The 379-nt window shown below is 56.5% G+C and carries 2 rRNA genes; both read right to left on the bottom strand.

The features are described from left to right. Window positions 1-33 precede the first annotated feature (33 nt). Window positions 34-150 (bottom strand): 5S ribosomal RNA (gene rrf / locus AC1DWC_RS26795). Between the two features lie 112 nt (window positions 151-262). Further along, window positions 263-379: ribosomal RNA gene (locus AC1DWC_RS26790) — 23S ribosomal RNA — on the bottom strand; the annotation flags it as partial.

Raw genomic sequence — 379 nt, 5'->3', positions numbered from 1 at the left:
AAGGAGTCGTGATGCGAGGCATTCGCAAAATATGTACGGCGGTGACCTACTCTCCCACACCCTGTCGAGTGCAGTACCATCGGCGCTGGAGGGCTTAGCTTCCGGGTTCGGAATGGGACCGGGCGTTTCCCCTCCGCTATGGCCGCCGTAACTCTGTGAAATTTTCACACGGAACCGGCACAGACACCAAATCAATGGAATCAGGGCCGGCTCTGACAACGTGTGTTGTTTCAGATACCGCACAGTGGACGCGTAGCTTCTTTGTGGTAAGTCCTCGGCCTATTAGTACCAGTCACCTACACCCATTACTGGGCTTCCAGTTCCGGCCTATCAACCCGGTGGTCTGCCGGGGGCCTTACCCCACAAGTGGGTGAGAAAC

It is taken from the genome of Rhodococcus sp. P4_C10, from assembly GCF_056402135.1.
This window is presented reverse-complemented; position numbering and strand designations above follow the sequence as displayed.